This window comes from Pseudomonas sp. BN607 (assembly GCF_029871175.1).
Taxonomy (GTDB): Bacteria; Pseudomonadota; Gammaproteobacteria; order Pseudomonadales; family Pseudomonadaceae; genus Aquipseudomonas.
The window spans coordinates 58,934-82,958 of the sequence record NZ_SSOE01000028.1 but is presented as its reverse complement, the minus strand read 5'-3'; the positions used below and the strand labels follow the sequence as shown (position 1 = coordinate 82,958).

The window sequence follows — 24,025 nt, the reverse complement described above, 5'->3', positions numbered from 1 at the left end:
GCAAGCTGCAAGACGATCACTTGAGCACGACAGGCCCCGCGCACGGGGCCGTCACTTGCAGCTGTTGTTACTGCGGGTTGGCACGTGTACTGGACAGCAGTTGCTTCAGGTTGGCCGCCTTTGGCTTGACCAGCCAGAAGCGCCGCACGTAGTCGTCCAGGTTCTCCGAGAGCTCACGCCCCCACTCGCTGCCGGTTTCTTCAACGTACTCGCCCAGGACCCGAGCCAGGTGGCTACGGTAGGCTTCCATCGCTTCACCACTGATACGCTGGATTTCCACCAGCTCGTGGTTCAGCTTGTCGACGAAGCTGTTGTCCATGTCGAGCACGTAGGCGAAGCCGCCAGTCATGCCAGAACCGAAGTTGTAACCGGTCTTGCCCAGAACGCAGACAAAGCCGCCGGTCATGTATTCACAGCAGTGATCGCCAGTGCCCTCGACAACAGCGTGGGCGCCGGAGTTACGCACAGCGAAGCGCTCACCCGCAGTACCCGCGGCAAACAGCTTGCCGCCAGTGGCACCGTACAGGCAGGTGTTGCCGACGATGGCGCTGTTCTGGGTTGCGAACGGGCTGCCGGCAGGCGGCACGATGGTGACCTTGCCACCAGTCATGCCCTTGCCGACGTAGTCATTGGCGTCGCCTTCCAGGTGCAGGTTCAAACCACCGGCGTTCCACACGCCGAAGCTCTGGCCCGCAGTGCCCTTGAAGCGGAAGGTGATCGGCGCCGCGGCCATGCCCTGGTTGCCGTGCAGGCGGGCGATTTCGCCCGACACACGCGCACCGATGGAACGGTCGCAGTTGCAGATGTCCAGGCTGAACTCGCCACCCGCCTGGTCGCGAATGGCCGGCAGGGCCATGTCCACCATCTTCTCGGCCAGATGGCCTTCATCGAACGGCGGGTTCTTGTCGACTTCGCAGAACTGCGGCTTGTCCGCCGGAATGTGCGAGCTGCCCAGCAGCGGCGACAGGTCCAGGTACTGCTGGCGCTCGGTGTCGCCTGGCAGCACGTCGAGCAGGTCGGTACGGCCAATCAGCTCGCCGAGGCTGCGTACGCCCAGTTTGGCCAGCCACTCACGGGTTTCTTCGGCGACGAAGGTGAAGAAGTTGATCACCATGTCGACGGTACCGATGTAGTGGTCCTTGCGCAGCTTGTCATTCTGAGTGGCCACGCCAGTGGCGCAGTTGTTCAGGTGGCAGATGCGCAGGTACTTGCAGCCCAGGGCAATCATGGGTGCGGTGCCGAAGCCGAAGCTTTCGGCGCCGAGGATGGCTGCCTTGATCACGTCCAGGCCGGTTTTCAGGCCGCCGTCGGTTTGTACCCGGACCTTGCCGCGCAGGTCGTTGCCGCGCAGGGTCTGGTGGGTTTCGGCAAGGCCCAGCTCCCACGGGGCGCCGGCATACTTGATCGAGGTCAGCGGCGATGCGCCGGTGCCACCGTCGTAGCCGGAGATGGTGATCAGGTCGGCATAGGCTTTGGCCACGCCAGCAGCAATGGTGCCGACGCCGGCCTCTGCCACCAGCTTGACCGATACCAGCGCTTGCGGGTTGACCTGTTTGAGATCGTAGATCAGCTGGGCCAGGTCTTCGATCGAATAGATATCGTGGTGCGGCGGCGGCGAGATCAGAGTCACACCCGGTACCGCATAGCGCAGCTTGGCGATCAGGCCGTTGACCTTGCCACCTGGCAGCTGGCCGCCCTCTCCCGGCTTGGCGCCCTGGGCAACCTTGATCTGCAGCACTTCGGCGTTGACCAGGTATTCCGGCGTCACGCCAAAGCGGCCAGTGGCCACCTGCTTGATTTTCGAGCTGCGGATGGTGCCGTAGCGCGACGGGTCTTCCCCGCCCTCACCGGAGTTGGAACGCGCGCCCAGGCGGTTCATGGCCTCGGCCAGCGCTTCATGGGCTTCCGGCGACAGTGCGCCCAGCGAGATACCGGCAGAGTCGAAGCGCTTGAGGATGGCCTCCAGCGGCTCGATCTGCTCCAGCGCCAGCGGCTGTTCGGCCACTTTCACCTTCAGCAGGTCGCGGATCATCGACACCGGGCGCTGGTCGACCAGCGTGGTGTATTCCTTGAACTTGGCGTAGTCGCCCTGCTGCACTGCAGCCTGCAGGGTGTTGACCACATCCGGGTTGTAGGCGTGGTATTCGCCACCGTGGACGAACTTCAGCAGGCCACCTTGCTGGATCGGCTTGCGCGCGCTCCAGGCTTCGGCTGCCAGCAGCTTCTGGTCGCTTTCCAAGTCTTCGAAGCGTGCACCCTTGATGCGGCTGGACACGCCCTTGAAGCTCAGGCCGACCACTTCTTCGGACAGGCCGATGGCTTCGAACAGCTGGGCACCACGATACGAAGTGATGGTGGAGATACCCATCTTCGACAGGATCTTCAGCAGGCCCTTGGAAATGCCTTTGCGGTAATACTTGAAGACCTCGTCCAGATCGCCCAGCACTTCGCCGGTACGGATCAGGTCAGCCAGGACTTCATAAGCCAGGTACGGATAGACGGCCGACGCACCGAAGCCCAGCAGCACGGCGAAGTGGTGCGGGTCACGGGCAGTGGCGGTTTCCACCAGGATGTTGCTGTCGCAACGCAGGCCCTGCTCGGTCAGGCGGTGGTGCACTGCACCAACGGCCAGCGAAGCGTGCACCGGCAGCTTGCCCGGGGCGATGTAACGGTCGCTCAGCACCAGCTGGGTTTTGCCCGCACGCACGGCCTCTTCAGCTTGGTCGGCGATGTTACGGATGGCCGCTTCCAGGCCGACACCCTGCTCATAGTTGAGGTCGATCAGCTGGCGGTCGAAGCCTTCACGCTCCAGGTTCATCAGCGAACGCCATTTGGCGGGCGAGATGACCGGCGAGCTGAGGATGACCCGCGAAGCGTGCTCCGGGGACTCCTGGAAGATGTTGCGCTCGGCACCCAGGCAGATTTCCAGCGACATCACGATCGCTTCGCGCAACGGGTCGATTGGCGGGTTGGTGACCTGGGCGAACTGCTGGCGGAAGAAGTCGTACGGCGAACGCACGCGCTGCGACAGCACGGCCATCGGCGTGTCGTCACCCATCGAACCAACGGCTTCCTGGCCCTGCTCACCCAGCGGGCGCAGCACCTGGTCACGTTCTTCGAAGGTGACCTGGAACATCTTCATGTATTGCTTGAGCTGGTCAGCGTCATAGCTGGCCACGCCCTGGTCGTCAGTCAGCGTCGCCTGGATGCGGGTGGCATGCTGACGCAGCCAGCGCTTGTACGGGTGGCGCGACTTCAGACGGTTGTCGATGGCATCGGTGTCGAGAATCTGGCCGGTTTCGGTGTCCACGGCAAGGATCTGACCCGGGCCGACACGGCCCTTGGCCAATACTTCCTCAGGCTGGTAACCCCATACACCGATTTCCGAGGCGATGGTGATGTAGCCATTGGTGGTGGTCACCCAACGCGCCGGGCGCAGGCCGTTGCGGTCGAGCAGGCACACCGCGTGGCGGCCTTCGGTCATGACGATACCGGCCGGGCCATCCCACGGCTCCATGTGCATGGAGTTGTATTCGTAGAAGGCACGCAGGTCGGCGTCCATGGTCTCGACGTTCTGCCAGGCTGGCGGGACCAGCATGCGCACGCCGCGGAACAGGTCGATACCACCTGTGACCATCAGCTCCAGCATGTTGTCCATGCTCGACGAGTCGGAGCCGACGCGGTTGACCAGCGGGCCGAGCTCTTCCAGATCCGGGATCAGGTCGTTGGCGAACTTGGTGCGACGGGCCATGGCCCAGTTGCGGTTGCCGGTGATGGTGTTGATCTCGCCGTTGTGGGCGAGGAAGCGGAACGGCTGCGCCAGCGGCCATTTCGGCAGGGTGTTGGTGGAGAAGCGCTGGTGGAACACGCAGATCGCGGTTTGCAGGCGCTCGTCGCCCAGGTCTGGGTAAAACGCCGCGAGATCGCGCGGCATCATCAGGCCTTTGTAGATGATGGTCTTGTGCGAGAAGCTGCAGATGTAGTGGTCGGCGTCGTGGGCGTTGGCTACCGACGAACGGCGACGGGCACTGAACAGCTTGATGGCGAATTCCTGGTCGCTCAGGCCTTCACCGCCGATGAACACCTGCTCGATCTGCGGCAGGCGCTCCAAGGCCAGGCGGCCAAGCACGCTGGTGTCGATCGGGACCTTGCGCCAGCCGACCAGCTTCAGGCCGGCAGCCTGGATTTCGCGGTCCATGTTGGCGCGGGCAGCTTCGGCTTTGACCGGGTCTTGGTTGAAGAACACCATGCCGACGGCGTACTGCTTGGGCAGCTCAACGGCGAAGTGCTCCTGAGCCACGGCACGCAGGAATTGATCGGGCTTCTGCATGAGCAGACCGCAACCGTCACCGGTCTTGCCGTCGGCGTTGATACCACCGCGGTGGGTCATGCAAGTCAGCGCCTGCATGGCGGTTTGCAGAAGGTGGTGGCTCGGCTCGCCCGTCATATGGGCGATCAGGCCAAAACCACAGTTGTCCTTGAATTCTTCGGGATGGTACAGACCTGTTTTCATAGACACATTCTCACCAGGTTCACCTCTCTACCGGAGGTAAATCTCTTTTTTAACAACCACTTACCATCCACGCCGATCAAATGCCAGCTTTTTTGCGGTGGCCATGGAAAACCATTGTTGCACAGCGACAGCGATGCCCACAAATTTTCATGTCTCACCATTGAAAATTTATGTCGCAATTTTGAATGTTTTTACGCCATGCGCCGTGATATCGGCTTGGCTTGAGTCTGAAGCGTTTCAGCCATGACTGCAACTCGGGGCTTGTGGCCGGCAGCCTGGGACAGAAAAGCCTGCCGCGCTCAGGCGCAGCAGGCTAGTCGAAGTTCAGTAGTCGCTCAGCAACTGGGCGGCGGGGTGGTGCCGCCCGGCAGGTATCAGCGGGCCGAGGCCAGCTCTTGTTGGACGCTGGCGACGGTACGTGGCCAAGGTTTACCAGCCTGGACCTTCGCTGGCAAGTTCTTGATTGCCGCAACCGCTGCATCACGGTTGGCGAAGCTGCCGTAAGTCACTACATACAGTGGCTTGCCCTGCAGGTTTTTCTTGAAGTAGCGATAGTCGCCACCCTGGGCCTTCACGTAGGCCTGGGCCGAAGCCTCGGAGCTTGTGCCGAGGATCTGCACCACATAATTGCCCGGTTTTTGGCCGGCGTACCAGCCACCATTGGCACCCCCAGCGGCGGCTGGTTTTTCAGCAGGCTTGGCGGCCGGCTTGGCCACCGCGACCTGCGTCGGCGCGGGTGCAGGCTTGGCCGGTGCAACCGGCTTGGCAGGCTGGGTTGCAACAGGCTTCGACGCTGGCGCAACCGGCTGCACCGGCTGTGCCGGCGCACTCGCGACTGGCTGGGCCGGTGCAGGTGCAGGGCCAGCCGGCACGCCTTGCGGTGGCGCGATGGTTGTCACGGTGGGTGGCGGGTTGCCTGGCTGCAGGTCGGTTTCACCGGCCGGGCTGCCTTCTTCACCTTCGCCCATGCCTGCTGCCTGGGCCAGCGGCTCGCGCATTACCGGCTGCGACTGGCCAACCAGCGGCAACGGCATTGGCTGGGACGAGCCAGAGAACTCGATGTTGGCGCCCTGCTTGCCATCGCCCAGCGGCAACTGGGCCTGGGCGGCCGGCGCATCGGCAGGGGCCTTCTCGCCTTTCTTGGGCATCAACACCGCGGCCGCAACGGCGACCACGACCACAGCGGACAGCGCGAGCACATGTTTTTTAGGCATCTTGAACCCCATGGTTGGTCGCTTGACCGTCGAGCGGCTGGCGATCATGGCTTCGATCAAAGTGTCACGGGCGACCTGGTTGATGTTGCCAGGCCAGCCGTCGGAGTTTTCATGGATATCGACGATCTGTTCACGGCTGAACACCTCGATGCCCCGGCCAGCCCCTTCCAGGCGCTGCTCCAGGTACTCGCGGGTCTCCTCTTCACTGTAGGGGGCAAGCTCGATGATGTGGAAGCGCTCTTCCTCGACATTGAGCTCGTCCAGCCCGGCAATCAGCGATGGTTCACCGAACAGGAACACGTGCGGGCGCCCTTCCGGTACCCCCGCCGCCAATTCCAGCAACGCTTGGAGTGCCGACTCGTCGAGTTGTTCCGCATCGTCCACCAGCAAATACACTTCCTGACCGGTCAGCGCCAGCTGCACCACCTTGGACAGGATCGCCTGCACCTCAGGCTGGTCCACATCCAGCTCCTGAGCAACCTGGGCCAGCATGGCCGAGGCATCGCTGGCACTGCGGGCAGACACCACCACACTTTTTACAGCTTGCTTGTTGGTGCTGGCCACCAGGGCCTGGCGCAGCAGCGACTTGCCACTGCCCAACGGGCCGCTGACCACCAGCATCAGCTGGCTGTAACGTGCCAGATGGTGCAGCTGGCCGAGCACGGGCTTGCGCTGGGCCGGGAAAAACTTGAAGCCGGGCACGCGGGGCGCGAACGGATCGTGGCTCAACTGGTAATGGTCGAGAAAGGCCTCATCGGCATGCAAACTGGTCATTGCGCTGTCACAACCTCAAAGCTGGGCCACGATCGCGCGGTAATCCGCCGACAGCGTGGCCTGAAGAATCTCTTTCGGATAGTCGTCGGTCACAACGGCCTCGCCCATCTGGCGCAGCAGCACCAGACGCAGACGACCGTCGAGCACCTTCTTGTCGACCGCCATGTGCTCCATGAAATGCGCCGGGGTCATTTCCTGTGGTGGCACCACCGGCAAACCTGCATCCTGCAACAGGCGGATACCGCGATCGCGCTCGGCCTGGTCGATCCAGCCAAGGCGCATGGACATCTCCAGGGCCATCACCGTGCCCGCGGCCACGGCTTCGCCGTGCAACCACACGCCATACCCCATGTGGGTCTCGATGGCATGCCCGAAGGTATGCCCCAGGTTCAGCGTGGCCCGCACACCAGACTCGCGCTCATCAGCCCCCACCACTGCGGCCTTGGCTGCACAGGAGCGGCGGATGGCCTCGGTCAGGGCCGCCGAATCGAGGGCGCGCAGGGCCTGCATATTGTCTTCAAGCCAAGCGAGGAACGGCTTGTCGCAGATCAGGCCGTACTTGATCACTTCGGCCAGGCCTGCCGACAGCTCGCGCGCGGGCAGGGTCTGCAGACTGGTGGTGTCGATCAGCACCGCGTTGGGCTGGTAGAAGGCGCCGACCATATTCTTGCCGAGCGGGTGATTGATGCCGGTCTTGCCACCGACCGAGGAGTCGACCTGGGACAACAGGGTGGTCGGTACCTGGATAAAGTCGACGCCGCGCTGGTAGCAGGCGGCGGCGAAGCCGGCCATGTCACCGATCACGCCGCCACCCAGGGCGACCACCGTGGTACGGCGGTCATGCCGCGCCGTCAGCAGGCCGTCGAAGATCAGCTGCAGGGTTTCCCAGTTCTTGTAGGCTTCGCCATCGGGCAACACCACCGGCAGCACCGCGTAGGCACCCAGGGTCTTGGTCAGGCGTTCGAGATACAGGGGCGCGACGGTCTCGTTGGAAACAATGGCAACCTGCCGCCCGGCAATGTGCGGCGCCAGCAGTTCGGCCTGATCCAGCAGGCCTTCGCCAATGTATATCGGGTAGCTACGCTCGCCCAGGTCGACCTTCAGTGTCTGCATGTATCCCCACAATGTGCTTGGGCGCGGCGCCGTTCGGGCAACCTGCGCGATAACGTTGAGCCTCGACTCGGCGCTGGTCGCCGAGGATAGTCCCGGGTTAACGGGGCGGCAACTGCTGCAAGCGCTCGAGAATATCGATCACCACCATGCGTGGTGGCCGCTCGTCGGTTTCTACCACCACGTCGGCGATCTCCCGGTAGAGCGGGTCGCGGGTTTCCAGCAAGGTCCGCAAGGTGGCCTCGGGATTGGCGGTGCGCAGCAACGGCCGGTTACGGTCGCGCGCGGTGCGGCCAACCTGCTGCTCCACTGAAGCATGCAGGTAGATGACCCGGCCACCCTGGTGCAGCGCCTGGCGGTTGGCTTCACGCATGACTGCACCGCCGCCGGTCGCCAGGACCACGCCGTCGAGGGCGCACAGCTCAGCGATCATCGCCTGCTCGCGATCACGGAAGCCCGGCTCGCCTTCCTTGTCGAAAATCCACGGGATGTTGGCGCCGCATCGCAGTTCGATTTCCTTGTCGGAATCCTTGAACAGCAGGCGCAGCTCTTTGGCCAATAGGCGTCCAATGGTGCTTTTACCAGCGCCCATGGGTCCCACAAGTATCAAATTTCGCACAGAATCAACGACTCACAGCAATCGCCTGGTCACTCATGATACGCGGAGTCAGGAAGACCAGCAGCTCGGATTTTTTCTCTTGTAATGCATCGCGTCGAAACAGCCGCCCAACATACGGCAGATCGCCCAAAAATGGCACCTTGTCGACCACATTGTTTTGCGCAGTCGAGTAGACGCCACCGATCACGATCGTTTCACCGTCTGCCACACGAACCTTGGCATTTACCTCGTTCTTGCGGATCGGCGGCACGTTGTTCAAGGCATTGACGTAATCCGGCTCGTCCTTGGTCACCCTCACCGTCATGATCACCTTATTGTCCGGGGTAATCTGCGGGGTCACCTCCAGCGACAGCGAGGCCTCGCGAAACGACACCGAGGTGGCGCCACTCTGGCTGGTTTCCTGGTACGGCACCTCGGTACCCTTGAGGATCCGCGCGGTCTCCTTGTCGGCCGTGACCACCTTTGGCTGCGAAATGATCTCGCCATTGCCACTCTTTTCCATGGCGCTGAGTTCCAGGTCAAGCAACACGTCCCCGCGCAGCAGCCCAAGCCCGACACTGCTGGCGGCACGCTCCACCCCGAGGTCGACGAACAGCTCTTTGCCGGGGCGCAACCTGTCACCGTAGAGCGGCCCACCCCAGCGCACCCCCAGGCTTTTCTCGTAATCGACATTGGCCTCGACAATACGCGCCTCGATCGCCACCTGGCGGACTGGCACGTCCAGCTGCAGCAGCAGCTGCCGCAGCTCGGCAAGACGGTCAGCTGGCAGGTGCGCCACCAGGGTATTGGTACGCTCATCGGCGCTCAGGCTACCCGTGTGCATGCCGTCGCCCGTCAGGCTCGCCAGCAGCAGCTCTACCAGCTCGGCCGCCTTGGCGTGGTGAATGGGCAACAGTTGTCGATGCAAAGGCTGCAGGTGTGCTTCCAATGCTTGTTCCACCCGGCTGTCGGCTGACTGCGCGGCAAAATCAGCTGCCGGCGCCACCAGCAGCACGTTGCCCTCCTGGCGCCGGGCCAGGCCCTTGCTGCGCAACACCAGATCAAGGGCCTGCTCCCACGGCACATCCTGCAAACGCAAGGTGACATTACCTTGCACCGCGTCGCTGGCAACCAGATTGATGCCCGCGTAATCCGCCAGTACCTGCAACACAGCGCGCACCTCAACATCCTGGAAGTTCAGCGAAAGGGGTTCACCCTGGTGGGGAGTCGCCGACGCCAACGGTATCCACAGCAGGGTTGCCAGCAGGTATTTCATCCACTTCTTCATGCTTGTCCGGGGCCTCCTTGCCCAAGCGCCCGGCGAGGGTGATGAACGCCGCGCGTTCGTGCCACTCTCCCGCCATGAACAACCGTTCACGCACTTCGACCTGTTGTGGGTCGATGTGCCTCACCACACCCTGATCGCGCCCTAAGCGGTCACCGGGGCGCACGCGATAGAGCTTGCCAGCGCCCATCAGCAACGCTTCATGGAACGCTCCACGTGCCAGGCTGCCAACCATTCGCAACTGCGCCAATGGCACACCCACCAGGCCGGAGCCAGACGATCGCGTGGTAGCGGGGGCGAACGGATCTACTGAAGGCGCTGCCATGGCCGCCCGTGCCGGCACGTGGGCGAGCATTGCTGGCGCTGACAGGGGCCCAAGCGAGTGATAGGCATCGAGCCGCAATTGCAGGCGCAAAAGCCCAGCCTCGCGATCAGCCGCTGCCAGGCGCATGTCGCCGCTACGTAGCACCCGCGCCTGGCCCAACCATTCGTCCAGCCACAGCCGCAAGGCCGGGTAATGCCCAACCACCTGCAGTTCGAGCGGTACCCTGTGGAAACCGGTTTGTAGCTCACCTTCCTGGACGTCGAGGCGCTCGACATGCAGGCCATGCGCATGCCCCGAAACCGTCAGGCGCTCAAGCAGGTCGCTCATGCTCTCCCCCGCAGCCAGCTGCCAGCGCGCTGCCTGTAACCGCTGCTCGGCAACCGCCACAGCCGCCTGCAGTCGCTGCAGCTCGGCCAACTGCGATGCGCCGCTCGCCTGCAGCTGATTCAGTTCCGCACGCCTGACGTCCTCCTGCGCTTGTTGCTGCAATAGCGCCGGCAAGCGTAACGCGCAGCCCACACTGAATAGCCCAACAGCCAGCAACACTGGCGCCAGCCGCCGAAAGCGAGCGGAGCGCTCAGCCACACTCAGCCAGGCGAGCAATGCCGCGCTATTCACGACCAGAACGCCGAAACGCGCGCGATCAGCAGAAACTCATCGCCGCCCGGCAGGCTTCTCAGGTGTTTGAGCTCCAGGTCGAGCAATACGCTCGAACGGTTCAAGTCACGCATGAACTGCGCAACCACAGCCCCGGAGGCTGCCAGCCCGGTCATCTGTAAGCGGCCGCTTTCCAGGCTGAGGTCCAGTAACTGCAACCCCTCTGGCAACGCCCCCTCTAGGTCAGCGAACACCCCGGCCAGCACACCCTGGTGTGCACGCAATCCCTCCAGCGCCGCAGCTCGGACGAGCAGCGTGTCATGCTGTGCACGCACATCGGCCAGCGGTTGCAACTGCTCGCCCAGCAAATCGAGGGCTACCTGCTGCCTGGCATTGGCCAGCGCCTGTTGCTGCCCGCGCTGGCGGGCCAGCTGATCCACCAACGTCACCGCGCACAATGCCAATAATGCGCCAGCCACCAGCTGGGCGCGCCAGCGCCGCAAAGCCGCCTGACGCTGCCGTTCACGCCACGGCAGCAGGTTGAGCCGCATCATGGGCGCAACCCTCCGACAGCCAAGGCGCATGCCAGCAGCATCGAGCCGTCGACGTGTTCAAGCCCCGCCAGGCCAGGCAGGTGTCGACAAGGCACGCCCAGCCGGCTGCCGAGGTCTTGCAGCCAGACCGGATCGAGCGACGCGCTGCTTGTAACCCACAGCTCTGCAGGCAGACGTTCTTCAGCTAACAGGGCCTGCAAATGCCCTGATAGTTGCCCAGCCATCTCCCCACCATCCGCCTGCAGCTCATGGCGCTGGAAGGCCCTGCCCGGCTGCCAGCCATAAAGGGTCACGCTGCGGGCCTCGATGCGCAGCAGCGCCACTCCCTCCAGCTCGCCCGGTGGCAACATGCGACACAAGGCAATGCTGTCGACCTCGACGGCTTCAAGCTGCAAGCCCGCCTGTTCAACAACGGACTCAAGTGACGCCAGCGCGCTCTGTCGACAGGCAGCGACCATCACCTCGGAGCAGCCTGGCTGCACGCTGGATGCCCCCATGACCTGGTAATCGAGGGCCAGATCCTCCAGCGGAAACGGAAAAAGCCGCTCGGCGTCAGCCAGTAGCTGCGCTTCAAGCTGCGCCCCATCGTGCGCCGTTGGCAAATGGCACGTTTTACAGATGACCTGGCAGGCCGGCAGTGCCAAGGCCACCTGCCGCTGCCTGAGACCGCTCCGTCGGTAGGCACGCTGCAGCGCCGCTGCTGCTACGCCGGGCTCTGCGATCCAGTTTGCGCCCGCTGTGGCCTGCAAAGGTTCTTGCGCCGAACCCACCACCCGCCAATGGCGATTGCGCCGTTGCAGTTGCACCAGGCGAATGGCCTCGGGGGCAATTTCCACTCCCACCAGTGAACCGGCATCCTTGCCGAAGCGTCCAAGCATCGCGGCTTCCTTGTTGTCTGTTGCAACCCCGCGGCAACACTGGGCCGAGACTGCCCGACGAGGCGACGAGCAGCCTGGCCGGTAACCCGGAGAGGCGAAAAATGCTTATAATGCCCAGCGTTTTTTGGTCCGCTGGACCTGCGTGCAATCCACTCCCAACCTGGACACCGAAAAGCCTTGATACGTCTGCTGAAGTTCTTCTGGTGGTCTTCCGTCGCAGTCATCTGCGCGCTCGTACTCGGTGTGAGCGGTGCGTTTCTGTATCTTAGCCCCAGCCTGCCCTCGGTCGATTCGCTCAGAAGCATCCAGTTGCAGATCCCTCTCAGGGTGTACAGCAGCGATGGCAAGCTGATTGCCGAGTTCGGTGAAATGCGCCGCTCCCCGATCCGCTTCGCGGAAATTCCCCCACAGTTCATTCAGGCGCTGCTGTCAGCCGAGGACGACAATTTCCTCAACCACTACGGTGTCGACCCCAGCAGCCTGATGCGCGCCGCCACCCAGCTGGTGAAGACCGGGCACATTCAGACCGGCGGCAGCACCATCACCATGCAGGTGGCGAAGAACTTCTTCCTCACCAGCGAGCGCAGCTTCTCGCGCAAGACCAACGAAATCCTGCTGGCCCTGCAGATCGAACGTGAGCTGACCAAGGACGAAATCCTTGAGCTGTACGTGAACAAGATCTACCTGGGTAACCGCGCCTACGGTATCGACGCAGCGGCACAGGTGTACTACGGCAAGTCGATCCGTGACGTGAGCCTGGCGCAGATGGCAATGATTGCCGGCCTGCCCAAGGCACCGTCGCGCTTCAACCCGCTGGCCAACCCGGTGCGTGCCAAAGAGCGCCGCGACTGGATCCTCGGCCGCATGTACAAGCTGGGCAAGATCGACCAAGCCAGCTACGAATCTGCCCTGGCCGAGCCGCTCAACGCCAGCTACCACGTGCCGACACCTGAGGTGAATGCGCCGTACATCGCCGAAATGGCTCGCGCGGAGATGGTCGGACGCTACGGCAGCGATGCCTACACCGAAGGCTTCCGGGTCACCACCACCGTTCCGAGCGACATGCAGGAAATGGCCAACAAGGCCATTCTCAACGGCCTTTCCGATTACGACGAACGCCACGGCTACCGTGGCCCTGAAGCACGCTTCCCCGGCCGTACCCAGGCAGCGTGGCTGCAGGAACTGGGCAAGCAGCGCACCCTTGGCAGCCTGGAGCCAGCCATCGTTACCCAGGTGGAAAAAACCGGCCTGACGGTACTGACCCGGGACGGTCAACAGGCCGAGGTTGCCTGGGACACCATGAAATGGGCACGCCCGTTCATCAACAGCAACTCAATGGGCCGCGCACCGCAATCGCCAGCTGACGTAGCGCAGGTGGGCGACTTGGTACGCCTGCAGCGCCTTGAGGATGGCAAGCTGAAGTTCAGCCAGGTGCCCGGCGCGCAGAGTGCACTGGTCACCCTCGACCCCTACAACGGCGCGATTCGCGCCCTGGTCGGCGGTTTCTCGTTCGAGCAGAGCAATTACAACCGCGCCATGCAGGCCAAACGCCAGCCAGGCTCGAGCTTCAAGCCATTCATCTACAGCGCCGCGCTGGACAGCGGTTACACCGCCGCCAGCCTGGTCAACGATGCGCCGATCGTGTTCGTTGACGAATCGGTAGACAAAGTGTGGCGCCCGAAGAACGACACCAACACCTTCCTCGGCCCGATCCGCATGCGTGAAGCGCTGTACAAGTCGCGCAACCTGGTGTCGATCCGCCTGTTGCAGGCCATGGGTGTAGACCGCACCATCGACTACATCGCCAAGTTCGGCTTCAACAAGCAGGACCTGCCGCGCAACCTGTCGCTGGCCCTGGGTACCGCCACCCTGACGCCGATGGAGATCGCCACTGGCTGGAGCACCTTTGCCAACGGTGGCTACAAGATCAACCCGTACCTGATCGACCGCATCGAAAGCCGCAGCGGCGAGACGCTGTTCACCGCCAACCCGCCTCGCGTTCCGCAAGGCGCCCAGGACCAGGCCGGCCTGGCTGCACCTGAACAGCCGATCAGCACCGCAGCCATGCCTGGCGAAGCACCATCGGCCTTCGGCCAAGTGGCACCTGTGCCGCAGACGCCGGCTGTGGCCGAGCAGATCATTGACGGGCGCACCACCTACATCCTTACCAGCATGCTGCAGGATGTGATCAAGCGTGGTACTGGCCGTCGGGCGCTGGCCCTGGGCCGCACTGACCTGGCAGGCAAGACCGGTACCACCAACGAATCCAAGGACGCCTGGTTCTCCGGGTACAACGCCGATTACGTGACCACGGTGTGGGTTGGTTTCGACCAGCCGGAAACCCTCGGCCGCCGCGAGTATGGCGGTACCGCGGCGCTGCCGATCTGGATGAGCTTCATGGGCGCGGCGCTGAAGGACAAGCCGGCGCATACCCCTGCAGAGCCGGAAGGCATACTCAGCCTGCGCGTAGACCCGGTCAGCGGGCGTGCGGCCTCGCCGAGCACACCGAATGCTTACTTCGAGCTGTTCAAGGCCGAAGACTCGCCGCCGTCAGTGGATGAACTGGGCAACGGCGCAGCGCCGGGCAGCCCGCTGCCGGCTGACGAAGCGGCGCCGATGGATCTGTTCTAAGGCAGGGCGCCTTATTCGGGTTTTGCGTGGGCGCGTGAATCGAGCGCCGCCCGCGCGGCGCTTCGCGGGGCAAGCCCGCTCCCACAGCTGTTGCAACGTGCCGAACCTCTCAGGCCATGGTCGCGTTTCAAGACATACACCAAGGCTGGCAACGCCGCTTCCACAGGTACTCCGCAGGCTTGAGGCTGATGCAGTCCCTGGGCAAACAACTGGCTTGCACAGCACCTGAAAACTGGCCCGATCATGGTGCAAGCCACGGGCTTGCGCAATTTCTGGAATCTTGCGCGATCCCTGTGGGAGCGGGCTTGCCCCGCGAAGCGCCGCGCGGGCGGCGCTCGATCTCACAGCCAACGAACATGTCGGGACGAACGCCTCGCAAACCCCACACTTTCCAATGCCCCAACAAAAAGCCCCGGCTCATGCGAGCCGGGGCTTTTTCATGTCGCTACGGGACTAATCAGCCGTTGAACACGTCATCCACGCTGGTCAGCGGGTAGTGCTTCGGATACGGCAGGGTAGCAACGCCGGATTCGATGGCGGCCTTGGCCACCGCGTCGGAAACGACGGTGATCAGGCGTGCGTCCAGGGGCTTCGGAATGATGTACTCACGGCCGAACTCCAGAGCCTGTACGCCGTAGGCATCGCATACTTCCTTCGGCACTGGCAGCTTGGCCAGGTCTTTCAGGGCGACGGCGGCAGCGATCTTCATTTCTTCGTTGATGCGCTTGGCGCGAACGTCCAGGGCACCACGGAAGATGAACGGGAAGCCCAGTACGTTGTTGACCTGGTTCGGGTAGTCGGAACGGCCGGTAGCCATGATCACATCGCTGCGAGTGGCGTGTGCCAGCTCTGGCGAGATTTCCGGGTCCGGGTTCGAGCAAGCGAACACGATCGGGTTGGCAGCCATCGACTTCAGGCCTTCTGGGCTCAGCAGGTTCGGGCCGGACAGGCCTACGAACACGTCGGCGCCGTCGAGCGCGTCAGCCAGGGTGCGCTTGTCGGTCGCGTGAGCGAACTGCGCCTTGTACTGGTTCAGGTCGTCACGACCAGCGTGAATCACGCCGCTACGGTCGATCATGAAGATGTTCTCGACCTTGGCGCCCATGCTCACCAGCAGCTTCATGCAGGAGATGGCGGCAGCACCGGCACCCAGGCAGACGATCTTGGCGTCTTCCAGCTTCTTGCCGGCGATTTCCAGGGCGTTGATCATGCCGGCGGCGGTAACGATGGCGGTACCGTGCTGGTCATCGTGGAACACCGGGATGTCGCACTGTTCGATCAGGGTGCGCTCGATTTCGAAGCACTCTGGCGCCTTGATATCTTCGAGGTTGATGCCACCGAAGGTAATCGAGATGCGGCGAACGGTGTCGATGAACGCTTGCGGGCTTTCCGATTCGACTTCGATGTCGAACACGTCGATACCAGCGAAACGCTTGAACAGAACACCCTTGCCCTCCATGACCGGCTTGGAAGCCAGTGGGCCGAGGTCACCCAGACCGAGGATGGCAGTGCCATCGGAAATCACCGCAACCAGGTTGCCTTTGCCGGTGTATTTGTAAGCCAGCTCTGGATCACGGCCAATTTCACGCACCGGCTCGGCAACACCTGGGCTGTAGGCCAGGGCGAGGTCACGGGCAGTGGCAGTGGGCTTGGAGAGTTCGACGCTCAGTTTCCCCGGACGAGGTTGAGCGTGATATTCGAGAGCGGCGGTTTTCAGGTCTGACATGGTGGGCATTCCGCTATTTACTGTTCTGACGGACCGCCGAGGATACGCAAAGAGCCGGGGAGTCACAAGACTGGTCGGTCACTTGTGTCAAGGCCTTTAGCCTACGACTTTACGCTAAAACCCACGGGGGCATACGCCTCACAGTGTGTACAATCCAATAGCGAAATGTCTACATCTTTCGACCTGAAATGCGCTGCAACATGCTCGGATCGGTCAATGGCAAGACCCAGCGCCGCTGGCCGGGCTTGAGGACGCCCCTGCGGGAACGATCCAGCACCCAGCCACGCGCTTCGACCTGGCGTCCCTTGAGGTTATCGAAGAAGCGGTCAGGGAAGTTACGTCGCAGACGAGCGGGAACCTGCAGCACCATGGCGCTGCCCAGGTTAAGCCAGACCCCGCCACGGTTGCGCTCGATGCTTTCGACACGGCCACTCACAAGCGCAAAACCCGACTGCCTGACATCGCTTGCGGGCACCACGGGCGAGCGCCGCCACAGGCCCACGCCGGCCCGGCGCGCAGCGTGCTCGGCAAGCTGCTGGCAGCCACTGAGGCGCACATTGGGGGCAACCGCCACATGCAAGCCCAAGCCTTCCCTGAGCAGTTGTGCCTCAAGATTGTCGCCATTAGGGCCGTATACATGCGCCAGTGTACGGCCGTATTTGTCTTTGGACTCGACCCCTGGCACAAGCCCGACGCGCCCGTCACTGCCCTTCACCAGGGCTTGCAAGCGCCGCTTGGCGGCTTCGGCATAGGGCTCGCTGGTGCGCCCCTTTCGGCCGATTTCCGGGGCGTTGATACCGATCAGCCGCACTCTGCGGCCATCGACCAGGCGCAAGGTGTCGCCATCGACCACCGCTCTCACCATGACCTGCTGCGGCCGATCCGGCAGCGGGCAAAATGCCAGGGCCGGTAACTGCCAGACGGCGGCCACAAAAAAGGCGCCCACGAGGGGCGCCTTCTTCAGCCGCAATGCGAAGCCCGAAGGATTCGCCATGCGCATGATTACTTCTTGGTACCGAACATACCGAAGCGATCGGCGAACTTCTGTACGCGACCACCGGTGTCCAGGACTTTCTGCTTACCGGTGTAGAACGGGTGGCACAGGTTGCAAACGTCGATCGACAGGGTGTTGCCCAGGGTCGAACGGGTTTCGAACTTGTTGCCGCAGCTGCAGGTGACTGCAACTACTTCGTAGTTCGGGTGGATACCTTCTTTCATGGTCACTTCCTCGAGCTGCGTGCCGCCACCCAACACCAATTGTTGAATACCGCACGTAATTAGGCGGCGAATAATACCAGAGCACAGCGCCAGTGCAAGTTGTCGCTTGCACCGACCGTCGTCTGCTAGGCTCGCCACTTCTTGTAACGCCCTCCGAGACTTTCCGCGTGCCCGACGTCATCCTGCGCCTTGCCCTGCCCTCCCCGCTGCGCCGCCTGTTCGATTACCAGGCCCCGGCGAGCATGGCACGCCAGGCCCTGACCCCGGGCATGCGCATTCGGGTGCCCTTCGGCCGTCGCGAAATGATCGGCGTGCTGGTAGAGGTGTGCGCACAAAGCGATGTGCCCGCCGACAAGCTCAAGCCAGCCAGCGCCCTGCTCGATCCGGTGTCGCCGATCCCGCCGTCGCTGTTCAAGCTGTGCCTGTGGACCGCGCAGTACTATCAGCACAGCCTGGGTGACACCTTGAGCTGGGCCTTGCCGACGCTGCTGCGCCAGGGCGAACCCGCCGAAATGCGCCAGGAACGCTTCTGGCGCATGGCCCCCGATGCCCGCCTGGACGACCCGCGCATCGCCCGTGCGCCGCGCCAGCGCGACGCCCTCAAGACCCTGGCCCAGCACCCGCACGGCGTGGCCCACAGCCTGCTGGCCAAGCTCAACTTGAACAAGGACAGCCTTGACCTGCTGCTGGCCAAGGAGCTGGTGCAGATCGAGGTGCGACGCCACCTTCCAGCGCTGCGCCATGAACATTGGCTGGCACAGCCGGAACTGCCGCTCAATGAAGAACAGCGCGATGCCTTTGACGCCGTGCGCGAGGGCTTTGGCGGTTTCGGTGCGTTCCTGCTGGCCGGTGTCACAGGCAGCGGCAAGACCGAGGTCTACCTGCAACTGATCCGCGAAACCCTGGAAGCCGGCAAGCAGGCGCTGGTGCTGATCCCGGAGATCAACCTCGGCCCGCAAACCCTGGCGCGCTTCGAGCAACGCTTCAACGCGCGCATTGCCCTGGTGCATTCGGCGGTGAACGACCGCGAACGCCTGGATGCCTGGCTGGCAGCGCGGGACGGCGAGGCCGACATCATCATCGGCACCCGTTCGGCATTGTTCACGCCAATGAAAAACCCTGGCCTGATCATCATCGACGAAGAACACGACGGCTCGTATAAACAGCAGGAGGGCCTGCGCTACCACGCCCGCGACCTGGCGCTGGTGCGCGCCCACCAGGAGAACATCCCGATCCTGCTTGGCTCGGCCACGCCGTCGCTGGAAACCCTGCACAATGCCCTCACCGGGCGCTACCGCCTGCTACGCATGAACCAGCGTGCCGGCGGTGCGCGCCCGCCGCGCATGCTGCGCCTGGATGTAAAAAGCCTGCCTCTGGACAGCGGCATCAGCGGCCCGCTGCAGCAAGCGATTCGCCAGACCCTCGAAGCCGGCCAGCAGGTGCTGGTATTCCTCAACCGCCGCGGCTTTGCCCCGACCTTGCTGTGCCACGATTGCGGCTGGCTGTCGGAATGCCCCCGCTGCGATGCGCGGATGACCGTGCACCAGCGGTCTGGCGTGCTGCGCTGCCACCACTGCGGCTATGACGAACGCTTGCCGCACCAGTGCCCGCAATGCAACCACGTAGACCTGCGCCCGGTCGGTGCCGGCACCGAGCGCGCCGAAGAACGCCTGAAAGTGCTGTTCCCGGACTACCCTATCCTGCGTGTGGACCGCGACAGCACGGCTCGCAAAGACGCCATGCATAACCTGTTCAGCACCATCCAGAAGGGCCAGCCGAGCATTCTTGTCGGCACCCAGATGCTCGCCAAGGGCCATCACTTCCCCAGAGTGACGCTGGTGGCCATCCTCGATGCAGACGGCGGGCTGTTTTCCGGCGACTTCCGCGCCAGCGAGCGGATGGCGCAACTGATCGTGCAGGTGGCCGGACGTGCCGGCCGGGCTGAAGAACCCGGCAAGGTCATCATCCAGACCCACCTGGCCGACCACCCGCTGCTGGTTCAGCTGACCGAGCAGGGCTACTTCGCCTTCGCCGAGCAAGCCCTGGACGAACGCCGCGCCGCCGGGCTGCCGCCATACTCGCACCTGGCCCTGCTGCGCGCCGAGGCCCACAAGCCGGGGCAGGCCGAAGGCTTCCTTGACGAAGCCTGCGCCGCCGCCGAGCGCCTGGTGGCCGAACAACGGCTACCGGGCATCGAACTTCTTGGCCCGGTACCGGCTCCCATGGAACGCCGCGCCGGTCGCTTCCGCGCGCAACTGTTGATACAGGCCAATACCCGGGCGCCTTTGCATCGACTGATCAGCGCCTGGTTGCTAGTGTTGGAGCAGCTACCGAGCGGGCGTCAGGTTCGCTGGTCGCTGGATGTCGACCCGGTAGACCTTTATTGATTTCAGGAAGCAAATACCTCCAGTGGGAGCGGCCTCGCGTCGCGAAACGGCCGCAAAGCGGCCCCGGCATTCTTGAGGCTGGCAAGCCCCAAAGGTTGGCAACCCGCTCCCAGCCACGGATAATGCCCAGTTTTTCCACCTGCGCATCCAAGCGCTCCACCGCGCTTGCGGTCGAAAAGAGATCCCCATGAAAGACACCATTCGCCAGCTGATCCAGCAAGCCCTCACCCAACTCGTCACCGACGGTGTGCTGCCTGAAGGGCTGTCGCCGGCGATCCAGGTGGAAAACGCCCGGGACAAGACCCACGGCGACTTCGCCAGCAACATCGCCATGATGCTGGCCAAGCCGGCCGGCATGAAGCCGCGCGACCTGGCCGAAAAACTCATCGACGCCCTGCCGGCCAGCGCCGACATCAGCAAGGTCGAGATTGCCGGTCCAGGCTTCCTCAACTTCTTCCAGAACACCGACGCCCTGGCTAGCCGCCTGGATGCCGCCCTGGCCGACGCCCACCTGGGCGCACGCAAGGCCGGCCCTGCACAAAAGGTGGTGATCGACATGTCGGCACCCAACCTGGCCAAAGAAATGCACGTCGGCCACCTGCGCTCGACCATCATTGGTGACAGCGTGGCGCGGGTGCTGGAGTTCCTTGGCGACGACGTCGTCCGCCAGAACCACGTCGGCGATTGGGGCACCCAGTTCGGCATGCTGATGGCCTACCTGCAGGAAAACCCGATCACCAGCGACGAGCTGTCGGACCTGGAGAACTTCTACCGCGCCGCCAAGAAACGCTTCGACGAATCGGAAGATTTCGCCACCCGCGCCCGCGGGCTGGTGGTCAAGCTGCAGGCCGGCGACCCGGACTGCCTGGCCCTGTGGACACGCTTCAAGGACATCTCGCTGTCGCACTGCCAGAAAACCTACGAGCTGCTCAACGTCAAGCTGACCATGGCCGACGTGATGGGCGAAAGTGCCTACAACGACGACTTGGCCAATGTGGTGGCCGACCTCAAGGCCAAAGGCCTGCTGGTCGAAGACCAGGGCGCCCAGTGCGTGTTCCTCGACGAGTTCAAGAACAGCGACGGTGACCCGCTGCCAGTGATCGTGCAGAAGGCCGACGGCGGCTACCTGTACGCCACCACCGACCTGGCTGCCGTGCGCTACCGCAGCAATGTGCTCAAGGCTGACCGTGCCTTGTACTTCGTCGACCAGCGTCAGGCCCTGCACTTCAACCAAGTGTTCGAAGTGGCCCGCCGCGCAGGCTTCGTCGGCCACCCGATGCAAATGGAACACATGGGCTTCGGCACCATGAACGGCGCCGACGGCCGCCCGTTCAAGACCCGTGACGGCGGCACGGTGAAGCTGATCGACCTGCTGACCGAAGCCAAGGAGCGCGCCTACGCGCTGGTCAAGGAAAAGAACCCTAGCCTGGCCGACGAAGACCTGCGCCACATCGGCGAGGTGGTGGGCATTGGTGCGGTGAAATACGCTGACCTGTCCAAGCACCGCACCAGCGACTACAGCTTCAACTTCGAACTGATGCTCAACTTCGAGGGCAACACCGCGCCCTACCTGCTGTACGCCTACACCCGCGTGGCCGGCGTGTTCCGCAAGTTGGGCAAGGGCTTTGACGAAGTCGAGGGCAACATCGTGCTGCAAGCCGCCCACGAGCAGGACCTGGCCGCACGCCTGGCGCAGTTTGGCGAAATCCTTAACAACGTCGCCGAAAAAGGCACGCCACACGTGCTGTGCAGCTACCTCTACGACCTGGCCGGCCTGTTCTCCAGTTTCTACGAGAACTGCCCGATCCTGGCTGCCGAAACCCCTTCGCAGCAGCAGAGCCGCCTGCGCCTGGCAGCACTGACCGGCCGCACCCTCAAACAAGGTCTGGAACTGCTCGGCCTGGAAACCCTGGAGCGCATGTAAGTTGGCTGCCAAGAAAAAACCTGCCCCAAAACGCGGCGCCAGCCGCCAGACGGCGCCGGCCAAGCAGCCGATTCCCGGCTGGGTATGGCTGGCGGTCGGCCTGACCGTAGGCGCGTTCATCGTATTCCTGATGAAACTTGAACCTGGCGGCGATGACATCAAGCGCGCCAAGCCCGAGCAGCAGAAGGCGGAGAAAGTGGCCGAAGCCGGCAAGCCGGCGCAGGCCACCCCGCAGCAGCCGGTGAAGCCGAAGTACGACTTCTACACCCTACTGCCGGAGTCCGAGGTGATCGTGCCGCCAGAGGCCGTGCCCGAGAAAACGCCACCAGTACCGGCCCAGCCGGTAACCCCGGTGACCCCGGCCGAAGCGGCGAAAATCGATACCGCGCGTGCCCAGGCCGCGCTACTCGGCCAGACCCCGCCACCGGCACCACCGGTCATCAAGCCGGCTGCAACGACCCAGTACTTCCTGCAGGCCGGTTCGTTCCGCAAGCAGGCCGATGCCGACAAGGTACGCGCACAGATCATCCTGCTGGGCCAGTCGGTGAAGGTGGAATCGGGCACGGTCAAGGAAGAAACCTGGTACCGCGTGCTCGTCGGCCCGTTCAGTAACCGTGAACAGCTGACCGGGGCGCAGAAGCAACTGGCCGGGGCTGGTTTCGGCAACCTGCTGCTGCAACAGCGCCAGACCCGCCAGTAACCGCCCGCGGGTAACCTGAGCATCTGCAGGAGCAGCCTTGCGCTGCCCTGCTCCCCCATAAACGCCTCAACCGCGCCCTGCGTTCCGCTCGGAAACCTGGCCGTTCAGCGTCCAGAAGTCGTACAGCACGCCCACCAGGAACAGCCCGCCGGTAAAGAAGTAGATGATCGCGGTCACCCACTTGCCTTGATACAACCGGTGCAGGCCAAAAACCCCTAGGAAGGTCAGTAGTATCCAGGCGATGTTGTAGTCGATGCGCCCCGACTGGAACCTCAGGTCGGCTTCACGGTCCATGGACGGGATCAGAAACAGGTCGATCAGCCAACCGATGCCCAGTAGCCCGAAGGTGAAGAACCAGATGGTCCCCGTTACCGGCTTGCCGTAATAGAAGCGATGCGACCCGGTGAAGCCGAAAATCCACAGCAGGTAGCCAATGGTCTTGCTGTGGGTGTCGTGGAATGGCGTTCCCTGTTGATAACTGTTCATTCATAGCCCTCGTGGGTTATCCGAAAATTTTCTAAAAAAAAATGTGACTTTCTCGTCGCAGGCCGACGTACGGCAGCTAGGCAATCGACCAACGGATCAAAGATTGATCAAAAAGCTGTTATAAAGTTGCGCGCCCAACACATAACTATTCATAAGAGCTTCATCTATGCCGCCTTTATTCAAGACATGGCTGACCCTCTGCCTATTATTGCCCCTGGCCGCCCACGCCACCAATCGTGAGCAACGTCTTCCTAATGGTTTCACCGGCTATACCACCAATGCCTCGGTGAAACACGCACCGGCCAAGCACGCCCCACTGCGCGCTCGTCCGGCCAATGCCGCCAGCAGCCGCAGCGGCATGCCGGTTGCCGCCATGTCGCCCAAACAGAGCAGCGATGTGCTCAGCCGTGCGGTGAATGTGCTTGGCACCCCCTACGTTTGGGGTGGCAGCAGCCCGAAAAAAGGCTTCGATTGCAGCGGGCTGGTCAAATACGCATTCAACGACGTTGCCGACGTCGACCTGCCACGCACCTCGAATGCCATGGCCCAGGGCCACGGCGTGAAGGTGGCCAAAGGTGACCTGAAGCCGGGCGACCTGATCTTCTTCAATATCAAGAGCCGCCGGGTCAATCACGTAGCCATCTACCTGGGTAACGACCGCTTCATCCACGCGCCACGCCGTGGCAAGCGCGTGAGCATCGATACCTTGAGCAAGCCTTACTGGCAGAAGCACTACGTGGTGGCCAAACGGGTGCTGCCGAAAGAGCAGCAACAGCTGAATCTGGCCAAGCGCTAAAAAGGTCAGACCTTTTCCCAGGCAAGCCCGCTGCCACCGCCAGCACAGCCTTTAAACCTGTGCCGTACCTGTGGGAGATTCCATGGTTTCTGGCAATGGCATCAGGGTTGCCAGGTGCTCGCCATGGCATCTTCAGCGTCTGTGAGATCGAGCGCCGCCCGCGCGGCGCTTCGCGGGGCAAGCCCGCTCCCCCATTTGTTTCGGGCCAGTATTACCTGTGCCTGACGCGCCCGACCGCCTGGGTTGTACGACGCGATATCGAGGTGTACGCCAAGGCGTTCGCGCGAAAATCCCACAGAAATAATTGGC

At 63.1% G+C, this 24,025-nt stretch carries 17 protein-coding genes; 5 read left to right on the top strand and 12 right to left on the bottom strand.

Annotated elements, in window-relative coordinates; translation table 11 throughout:
- Window positions 1-67 precede the first annotated feature (67 nt).
- From gltB to pilM, 8 genes are all read right to left on the bottom strand, one after another.
- Entirely contained in the window at window positions 68-4,513 is a 4,446-nt protein-coding gene (gene gltB / locus E8E68_RS06715; protein ID WP_266029063.1) for a glutamate synthase large subunit, read from the bottom strand.
- Window positions 4,514-4,887: 374 nt separating this feature from the next.
- The gene (locus E8E68_RS06710; protein ID WP_266029062.1) at window positions 4,888-6,501 is read right to left on the bottom strand and encodes an AAA family ATPase; all 1,614 of its coding nucleotides are present in this window, start codon (window positions 6,499-6,501) and stop codon (window positions 4,888-4,890) included.
- A gap of 15 nt (window positions 6,502-6,516) precedes the next feature.
- Window positions 6,517-7,614: a 3-dehydroquinate synthase gene (gene aroB / locus E8E68_RS06705; RefSeq protein WP_110745162.1), complete on the bottom strand. Its 1,098-nt coding sequence runs from the start codon at window positions 7,612-7,614 to the stop codon at window positions 6,517-6,519.
- 97 nt (window positions 7,615-7,711) lie between these two features.
- Window positions 7,712-8,230 carry a shikimate kinase AroK gene (aroK, locus tag E8E68_RS06700; protein WP_003249147.1) on the bottom strand — a complete coding sequence of 173 codons (519 nt, stop codon included), beginning with the start codon at window positions 8,228-8,230 and terminating at the stop codon, window positions 7,712-7,714.
- A gap of 4 nt (window positions 8,231-8,234) precedes the next feature.
- Entirely contained in the window at window positions 8,235-9,497 is a 1,263-nt protein-coding gene (locus tag E8E68_RS06695) for a secretin N-terminal domain-containing protein (protein ID WP_280340309.1), read from the bottom strand.
- Entirely contained in the window at window positions 9,421-10,422 is a 1,002-nt protein-coding gene (locus tag E8E68_RS06690; protein WP_280340421.1) for a pilus assembly protein PilP, read from the bottom strand. Before E8E68_RS06690 ends, E8E68_RS06695 begins: the two co-directional genes overlap by 77 nt.
- 11 nt (window positions 10,423-10,433) lie before the next feature.
- The gene (locus tag E8E68_RS06685) at window positions 10,434-10,970 is read right to left on the bottom strand and encodes a PilN domain-containing protein (RefSeq protein WP_280340307.1); all 537 of its coding nucleotides are present in this window, start codon (window positions 10,968-10,970) and stop codon (window positions 10,434-10,436) included.
- Window positions 10,967-11,848 carry a pilus assembly protein PilM gene (pilM, locus tag E8E68_RS06680; RefSeq protein WP_266029059.1) on the bottom strand — a complete coding sequence of 294 codons (882 nt, stop codon included), beginning with the start codon at window positions 11,846-11,848 and terminating at the stop codon, window positions 10,967-10,969. Before pilM ends, E8E68_RS06685 begins: the two co-directional genes overlap by 4 nt.
- Window positions 11,849-12,025: 177 nt before the next feature.
- Here pilM and E8E68_RS06675 point away from each other — a divergent pair, with 177 nt between their 5' ends.
- A complete protein-coding gene (locus E8E68_RS06675) occupies window positions 12,026-14,479 on the top strand; it encodes a penicillin-binding protein 1A (RefSeq protein WP_110745167.1) in 2,454 nt (817 codons plus the stop codon).
- Window positions 14,480-14,936: 457 nt separating this feature from the next.
- On the opposite strand, the gene E8E68_RS06670 is transcribed toward E8E68_RS06675, so the two are convergent.
- The 3 genes from E8E68_RS06670 to rpmE all read right to left on the bottom strand — a co-directional run bounded on the left by E8E68_RS06670 (window position 14,937) and on the right by rpmE (window position 17,423).
- Window positions 14,937-16,205, bottom strand: coding sequence for a malic enzyme-like NAD(P)-binding protein (locus E8E68_RS06670; RefSeq protein ID WP_266029058.1), 1,269 nt, complete (start codon window positions 16,203-16,205; stop codon window positions 14,937-14,939).
- A gap of 169 nt (window positions 16,206-16,374) precedes the next feature.
- On the bottom strand, window positions 16,375-17,205 hold the full coding sequence (locus E8E68_RS06665; RefSeq protein ID WP_266029057.1) for a thermonuclease family protein: 831 nt from the start codon (window positions 17,203-17,205) through the stop codon (window positions 16,375-16,377).
- Window positions 17,206-17,207: 2 nt separating this feature from the next.
- Window positions 17,208-17,423 carry a 50S ribosomal protein L31 gene (gene rpmE / locus E8E68_RS06660; protein ID WP_056794359.1) on the bottom strand — a complete coding sequence of 72 codons (216 nt, stop codon included), beginning with the start codon at window positions 17,421-17,423 and terminating at the stop codon, window positions 17,208-17,210.
- Between the two features lie 167 nt (window positions 17,424-17,590).
- Here rpmE and E8E68_RS06655 point away from each other — a divergent pair, with 167 nt between their 5' ends.
- The 3 genes from E8E68_RS06655 (at window position 17,591) to E8E68_RS06645 (ending at window position 22,434) form a co-directional block, all read left to right on the top strand.
- Window positions 17,591-19,810, top strand: a complete 2,220-nt coding sequence (locus E8E68_RS06655) for a primosomal protein N' (RefSeq protein ID WP_110745170.1) — start codon at window positions 17,591-17,593, stop codon at window positions 19,808-19,810.
- A gap of 187 nt (window positions 19,811-19,997) precedes the next feature.
- On the top strand, window positions 19,998-21,734 hold the full coding sequence (argS, locus tag E8E68_RS06650; protein ID WP_266029056.1) for an arginine--tRNA ligase: 1,737 nt from the start codon (window positions 19,998-20,000) through the stop codon (window positions 21,732-21,734).
- A 1-nt stretch (window position 21,735) separates the two neighbouring features.
- On the top strand, window positions 21,736-22,434 hold the full coding sequence (locus E8E68_RS06645; RefSeq protein ID WP_110745172.1) for an SPOR domain-containing protein: 699 nt from the start codon (window positions 21,736-21,738) through the stop codon (window positions 22,432-22,434).
- A 66-nt stretch (window positions 22,435-22,500) separates the two neighbouring features.
- Here the strand turns inward: E8E68_RS06645 and E8E68_RS06640 are convergent, their stop codons facing one another.
- Window positions 22,501-22,920 (bottom strand): TM2 domain-containing protein, encoded by a 420-nt coding sequence (locus tag E8E68_RS06640; protein WP_110745173.1) that lies wholly within the window; start codon window positions 22,918-22,920, stop codon window positions 22,501-22,503.
- A gap of 166 nt (window positions 22,921-23,086) precedes the next feature.
- On the opposite strand from E8E68_RS06640, the gene E8E68_RS06635 reads away from it, so the two are divergent.
- Window positions 23,087-23,716 (top strand): C40 family peptidase, encoded by a 630-nt coding sequence (locus E8E68_RS06635; protein WP_110745174.1) that lies wholly within the window; start codon window positions 23,087-23,089, stop codon window positions 23,714-23,716.
- Window positions 23,717-24,025 lie beyond the last annotated feature (309 nt).